This window comes from Syntrophothermus sp. (assembly GCF_013314835.1).
Lineage (GTDB): Bacteria > Bacillota > Syntrophomonadia > Syntrophomonadales > Syntrophothermaceae > Syntrophothermus > Syntrophothermus lipocalidus.
Genome location: NZ_JABUEX010000093.1, coordinates 1 through 6,239, shown reverse-complemented (window position 1 = coordinate 6,239; position 6,239 = coordinate 1). Strand labels below are relative to the sequence as shown.

The 6,239-nt window shown below is 45.2% G+C and carries 9 protein-coding genes; all 9 read right to left on the bottom strand.

Annotated features, from left to right (window positions below):
* Positions 1-45: 45 nt before the first annotated feature.
* Positions 46-663 carry a hypothetical protein gene (locus tag HPY90_RS14585; protein ID WP_287195579.1) on the bottom strand — a complete coding sequence of 206 codons (618 nt, stop codon included), beginning with the start codon at positions 661-663 and terminating at the stop codon, positions 46-48.
* 2 nt (positions 664-665) lie between these two features.
* Positions 666-815 (bottom strand): hypothetical protein, encoded by a 150-nt coding sequence (locus HPY90_RS14580; protein ID WP_287195577.1) that lies wholly within the window; start codon positions 813-815, stop codon positions 666-668.
* Between the two features lie 191 nt (positions 816-1,006).
* Positions 1,007-1,243, bottom strand: a complete 237-nt coding sequence (locus tag HPY90_RS14575; RefSeq protein WP_287195575.1) for a hypothetical protein — start codon at positions 1,241-1,243, stop codon at positions 1,007-1,009.
* On the bottom strand, positions 1,240-1,587 hold the full coding sequence (locus HPY90_RS14570; RefSeq protein WP_287195574.1) for a dATP/dGTP diphosphohydrolase domain-containing protein: 348 nt from the start codon (positions 1,585-1,587) through the stop codon (positions 1,240-1,242). Before HPY90_RS14570 ends, HPY90_RS14575 begins: the two co-directional genes overlap by 4 nt.
* Positions 1,584-2,093, bottom strand: a complete 510-nt coding sequence (locus tag HPY90_RS14565; RefSeq protein WP_287195573.1) for a hypothetical protein — start codon at positions 2,091-2,093, stop codon at positions 1,584-1,586. Before HPY90_RS14565 ends, HPY90_RS14570 begins: the two co-directional genes overlap by 4 nt.
* Before the next feature lie 15 nt (positions 2,094-2,108).
* Positions 2,109-3,359 (bottom strand): SNF2-related protein, encoded by a 1,251-nt coding sequence (locus tag HPY90_RS14560; RefSeq protein ID WP_353733686.1) that lies wholly within the window; start codon positions 3,357-3,359, stop codon positions 2,109-2,111.
* 126 nt (positions 3,360-3,485) lie between these two features.
* Entirely contained in the window at positions 3,486-3,989 is a 504-nt protein-coding gene (locus tag HPY90_RS14555) for an HNH endonuclease (protein ID WP_287195571.1), read from the bottom strand.
* The gene (locus HPY90_RS14550; protein ID WP_287195569.1) at positions 3,979-4,266 is read right to left on the bottom strand and encodes a PDDEXK family nuclease; all 288 of its coding nucleotides are present in this window, start codon (positions 4,264-4,266) and stop codon (positions 3,979-3,981) included. Before HPY90_RS14550 ends, HPY90_RS14555 begins: the two co-directional genes overlap by 11 nt.
* 290 nt (positions 4,267-4,556) lie before the next feature.
* Positions 4,557-6,239 (bottom strand): virulence-associated E family protein (locus tag HPY90_RS14545; protein ID WP_287195567.1); only part of this gene is annotated, 1,683 nt, incomplete at its 5' end.

The following is a 6,239-nucleotide window of genomic DNA, read 5'->3' as shown; positions in this document are numbered from 1 at the left end:
TTGGACACATGAAAAGGACAACTTTTGGACACGTCATTTGGACAGCTACACAGCTTCTACTCCAAACAACCTGATGGCGACTCTACGCACCAATCTACCGCGATGTCTGCGAACTGTACGCTCTTCACAATGGAGCTCTTCAGCTATGGCATTATCCGATAAATCATCAAAATACCTACCAGATAAAGCCAAGTAATAAGGGTCATTTGTCAAGGGGGCTAAAGCTTCTTTAACCTCATTTATCGCAAATTTATTTGCAGCAATTCTTGCTTGAAGGTCCTGCGTGGCAGCCTGCACTATCTCGTCATAACTTAGACGAGAACCACTACGCTGAAATCTTACCAAGTCTACGCTATGCTCTGGAAGCCCGTATATATCGATATCCCTCAGATATTCTTCTAATGCTTCCACTTTATCTTCAAGGTCTGATAAGGCGTAAAGGCGGCGTTCTGTAGCCTTGTATGTATCAGCTGGTTTCTTTTCGGCTTGTTTGTATCCAGCTTCAATCGCCTCCTGGACAGCCTTCTTAATGGCAGTATTAATCTGATCAGGCTTTTTCTCATTTAACCTTCGCCAGGATTCAAAGGCTTCCTCGACGGTTTTTTTAATAACTTTTTCAACACTTATTCTCCCGATAGTAGCTTCTTCCGCCTTTTTCACCACTCTTATCGCGCCCCCTTTCTCTTTACTAACCAGGCAGCCGCTATCCCGGCTACAACATAAGGACTGATCGCAATCACATACAGGTCTACTGCGGCCAGGACGCTGGCCACTATGGAGAAAGCCATAAGCATTTTTATTCTAAGTGGTAACATCCTGTTTCGCCTTCTTTCTCATGGATTCAGATTCATTCCAAATCGGATGTTCATATTTCCGAAAATGCCGACAACTTAATGTGTCTTTATTACCGTGTCGGCATTGTTTTTTCGGGTCAATACAGCCCTTACGGCGGATCTGTTTCATAGAAAGCTTCCAGCGCTTTAATTTACAGTACCCTACTGGCTTTTTAGGCGGGAGATAAACCATACAACCGCGCCTCCTCTCCACAAAACAACTCATCAACAAATATCCAGTCTTTATGGTCAAAGAAGTATGCTGAAACAATCTCCGCATCCAGCTGCCTGGCCAGCTTCAACAGCTTTACTTGCGGAAGAAATACGGTCTTAGATTGGTAATCAATTCTAAAATCATCAACACCCGCTGCTTCCAGGATATTCACCGGATCAAACTCCTGCTTATTCATTCTCCCACCCCCAGTCCGGGATTCGCCCGGGAGAAACTCCAGCCTAATCGCTCCTCGGTCTCCATGGCACACATGAGATTCCAGGCAGCCGCACACAAATGATCCTCATCAGCCTGGCCAAGCATGTATTTAAGAATGTGCCGGATAGCGCTGTCTATAAAGCTGTTTATGGGAATCCCCTTCTCCCAGTTCCTGTCTCCGTATTTCTTAGCTCCTTCTTCAAAATGTTTTGAAATCCTCAGGATAGCCGCTGCCGGCAGGAGATCACATCGGCCTTTACCTTCCTGCATGTCCCGAACAGCTCCAGACTGGAACTCGTGCCTATCACCGCTATCTTTAATCATTCAGCCTCGACCTCCTGTTCTTGATTAATCAAAGCAAGTAAAGATCTAATATCTTGATAAAATGAGTGTTCGGTGCCCATAAGTCCATTAGCAATTACAGCACCCAAAACATTTTTGCTATAAACCAATAACAGATTGAAGTGATTAAGCGGCATAATTTTATATACATGTTCATACTTAACATCCAGCGGGCCTAGACTTTCTTCGTCTACCCACGCATACCTGGTTTTACCTTTAAATAGGCGATATCGTTTATTGTTATGGTACATCATGACACACGTTTTCTCAGCGTTTTCAGATTCACCACTTTCATCAACAAACATAGCCATATTCCGCTGGTTCCAAGCATTCTCTGGAATAATTACAGGTTCAAATAGTCTATAGATTCCAAAACTATCCGAAATCCAAATTACATTACCGTCCTGATAGTATTGAACTTTCCTAAGGTTGTATTGCTGCTTAGATCTCTTCTCAACAAGAGATATAGCCTTTTTAGTAATGATCATCTATCATTCTCCTCTCTACACTACCCGGCATCCCTCAATACGGGCCTTAACAGCCTGCATCAATGCTTCCTGACCGGTAGCCTTTCTCTCCAATGCATCCACAGCATCCTCATCCATCGTTCCCTCGGCTACCAATCGTAAGACTACGATTCGTCTGGTCTGCCCCTGCCGATATAACCTGGCATTCGCCTGCTGATACTCTTCCAGGCTCCATATCTGGTCGTACCAAACAATTGTCTGACAACTGGACTCCTGAAGGTTCAGCCCATGCCCGGCTGATTTTGGATGTAAGCATAACAGAGATATTTCGTCATTGTTCCAGGCCCGTATATCCTCATTCCCATCTTTACCCTTTCGTAGTACCTGGGCTTGCGGGAATCGTTTTTGAATCCTATCCAGGCTATGCTTGAAGTTGTAAAACACCATGACTGGTTTCCCGTTAGCAGCCTCGATGATATCCTCTAACGCATCTAACTTGGCATCATGGATCAGCTTCACACCGCGCTCCTCATCATAAACAGCTCCTGACGCCATCTGAAGCAATTTATTAGAAAGCACCGCTGCCGTAGATGCCACTACGTCCGCATCCTGAAAGGGTAATAATAGCTCCCGCTCAAGCTTTTTATAAAGCTCCCGGGCCTTCGGATTCAAAATAATCGAGACAGTTCTATCCACTCGCTCCGGTAACTCCAGCCAATCCTCGCTTTTCATCGATACCACAATATCCGATATGGCTTCGTATATCCTTTGTTCTGCTTCTTTCTTTTCATGCCATTTGTAAACAACATGCCCATCACGTTCACCAGGAACAAAGTATTTATCTCGATAACCCGTAATGGTTTTTCCAAGTCGTTCCCCCTGGTCAAGCAAATATACCTGTGGCCAGAGGTCGATTAGGCCATTAGGCGCTGGTGTTCCGGTCAAACCAATTAATCTTTTCATCAAAGGCCTGACCCGACGAAGTGCCCGGAATCTCTTAGACTGGTGATTTTTAAAACTGGATAGCTCGTCTATCACCACAGTACCAAATGGCCACATATTTCCGTACTCACGTACCAGCCATTCAACGTTCTCCCGGTTTATCACGTAGATATCGGCTTCAGCTCTCAGGGCTTTTCTCCGGGCTGTAGCACTTCCTAGAACCTTACTAATTCGCAAATGTTTTAGGTGATCCCATTTTTCGATCTCCCGGGACCAGGTATCATCGGCTACCCTCAGCGGCGCTATTACTAATATCCTGTCGGTATCAAAATAATCATTAAGCAACAAGTCAATCGCAGTCAGTGTGCTTACTGTCTTGTCAACCCAAGCCCATTTCCAGCAATAACGCTATGTAATTTGTATCCAGAATACGCTGTGTAGCGTATTCTTGGTACTGGTGTGGAATGAACTTCACTCGGCATCACCTCTCTTCTGCATATGCGACGCTGCATGTTCGCTCTGTGATGTAAAAACCCTTAGATTTTCAGGGCTAGCATTTCTCTTATTCTCGTCCTCATGATGAACGATTTCTCCCGGTCTAAGCTTCCTCTTAAGCCTTACCTCGGCAACTACTCGGTGTAGGTGCTTACCGAAAAGCTTCGGATAAGATTTACCTTTGCCTGTATTTAGCCTGGCCTTACGAATTTTTAACCTCGTTTCATACGTCATCCGTGTTGGATTTAATTCTTCATTCATCGTTTTTAAGTTACAGGCCCTACTACAAAAATCCCGGATACTAACCTGCGAAGGAGGCTTTGTTATGGGCTTACCGCAACGGTAACACGTAGTTTTTATCTGGTTCCTGGCTTTATGTTTATAACAGCACTCCGTACTACAAAAATTATTTCTCTTAACTTTACTGGGCTTGACCCTCATGGGTTTACCACAGTAGACGCAGTTAACGTCAACCGGCATTTTGAGTCACCTCCTGAAGGAAATCATCAACTCCGGTAAGGCTGTCAATCACATATACCTGGTGCCCCCTATCTCGCAACTGCTTATGCCTCTTTAGCTGTAACTGTTTCGGCTTTTCACCTGGTTTTTTAAGTTCAACGTAAAAGGTCCTACCTTCTGGCAGTGCTACTATCCGATCAGGCACGCCGCGCGTACCAGGGGATACAAATTTCCAAACTAACCCGCCGATACTTTTTACTGCGTTTATTAAATATTTTTCAATGTCTGACTCTAACATCAAAATCACTCCATTTATCTGATTGCCTTCACACACACATATCACGCGTATATACAGAAATCACGTTTAGCATAGGGGCTATATATATACCCTCTTCATGTCGTCCTATGCTAATTTAATAAACAATTATTTAAAGAATTTACGGCAATTACGGCAAACAGTGTTGTTAATCCATCTAATATCGGGCCTTTGAGGCTTTGCCATAAATGAATTTTTACGGCAAAGTTACGGCAATTGCGTCAAACATTTGCTTTGCCGTGTTTGCCTTAGGATTGCCGTAAAAAAACGGCTCACGGCAAAGCCCTTTCAAAAACCCTTTGCACTCCATACCCAGGTACGCTTGCCTTACCACTTCGTTCCTGCCATCCAGGTATGTGCCGCAGTATATCGCAGATTTCTTTTGCTTCCCAGGGACGCATCGACCCTTTTTTATTTCCCAAGCATTCGGTCCATATCTGGGCTGCACACACTCTGATCCGCATAGTATCAGTTTGCTCTTCCCCCCATTCATCTTGAACCGGGGTTTCCAGCCATTCCTGGATAATGCCCTCACGTGGATCACTTTCCATATGTTGCGCCTGCTGGTGAACCGCTTCTTCCCTTGCCTGGTCATCCAGCTCCAGAGTTTCCCCCGCCTTGAACCAGCATAGAACTTCCGCCCAGATTTGGCCGATAAGCTCATCAGTAAGCTGCCTCCAGTGATTGTACTTTGCTTCTTTTGGATTTACTCCTACTGGCCAAAATCGCCGATTCCCGGTAGTATCCCGAAGGAAATCCCTAGTATTGGTAGTCCCGAAGAATATGCACTTTCGAGGAAAATCGGATACTGCTCTGTCATAAGCAACTCTATACCGGTCTTCTGTTTTTGATAAAAAGGCCTTTACCTCTTCAATCTCAGACCGTTTCATTGCGGACAGTTCGCTTATTTCGAAGATCCACCCCGACTGCAAATGTTCTCCTGCTTCTTTGTTTTCAAAAGTCCTCAGTGAATCACTAAACCATTCGCCGCCAAGCTTTGCCAGTATACTGCTCTTTCCTGCTCCCTGCGGGCCTATAAGTACCAGCATTTCGTCAAACTTGCACCCCGGCTCATATAGCCGTTTAATAGCCGCTAGAAGCATTTTTCTTGTTACTTGCTTGGTGTAGTGGGTATCTGCTGCGCCGAGGTAGTCTATAAAGATTGCTTCGGCTCTCTCAATCCCATCCCAGGTATGGCTTTCTAAATAGGATTTGATCGGATGGAATTTGTTTCCACGGGTTACTTCTGTAAAAGCTTTTTTGATAGTCACTCCTGAGTTAAATCCATAATTTTTATTGAACCAATGGTCCCGGCGGTCGTCGTCTTCTCCTAACCAGGGCTCATATAGACGATGGGGCCTTTCTTTCTTCCGCCAGGGCAAATCTTTTCTTATTACTTCAGTGTTTCGGAAGGCGTCATAAGCCAGGACTCCATACCATTCTCCATGGGATAAAATCAATTCGATATTATTGGCCGTTGGCAGCAGATCCCCAGTCTTATGATGGAACTCTAGCTGCTCCTTCCACGAATCCCCCTCCAGGTCATCATCCAGGGATTCATCGCTGAATTCTTCCTGAATTTCGGACATCCGCATACGTCTGACTTCAGGCTGGCTAACAGCGTATTTTTCCATGGCTATCTGGCTGGGCAGCTTATTAAGATTGGTTTTTTCATTAACCCTGTCGTCCAGCTTGCCGAATTTATGGATGCGGACTAGATCAAAGGCGTTAACCTCTCTGCCGCCGCAGGGGTCGCTTTCATGATGGCTGTAGGCAAAGGTATCTTTGTCGTATACCACCAACCCTCCATAACCGCTGGCCCCTGCGTAAGTGTACCTGGTCAGGCTATCATCAACCGGGGAGTACAGGTCCGGTAAAAACTTGGATATAGCTTCGCTGATGCTGTAGCAGCGGCAGAAGGTTCCAACGATACCCTGTTTGGTAGTCGGCTCCTC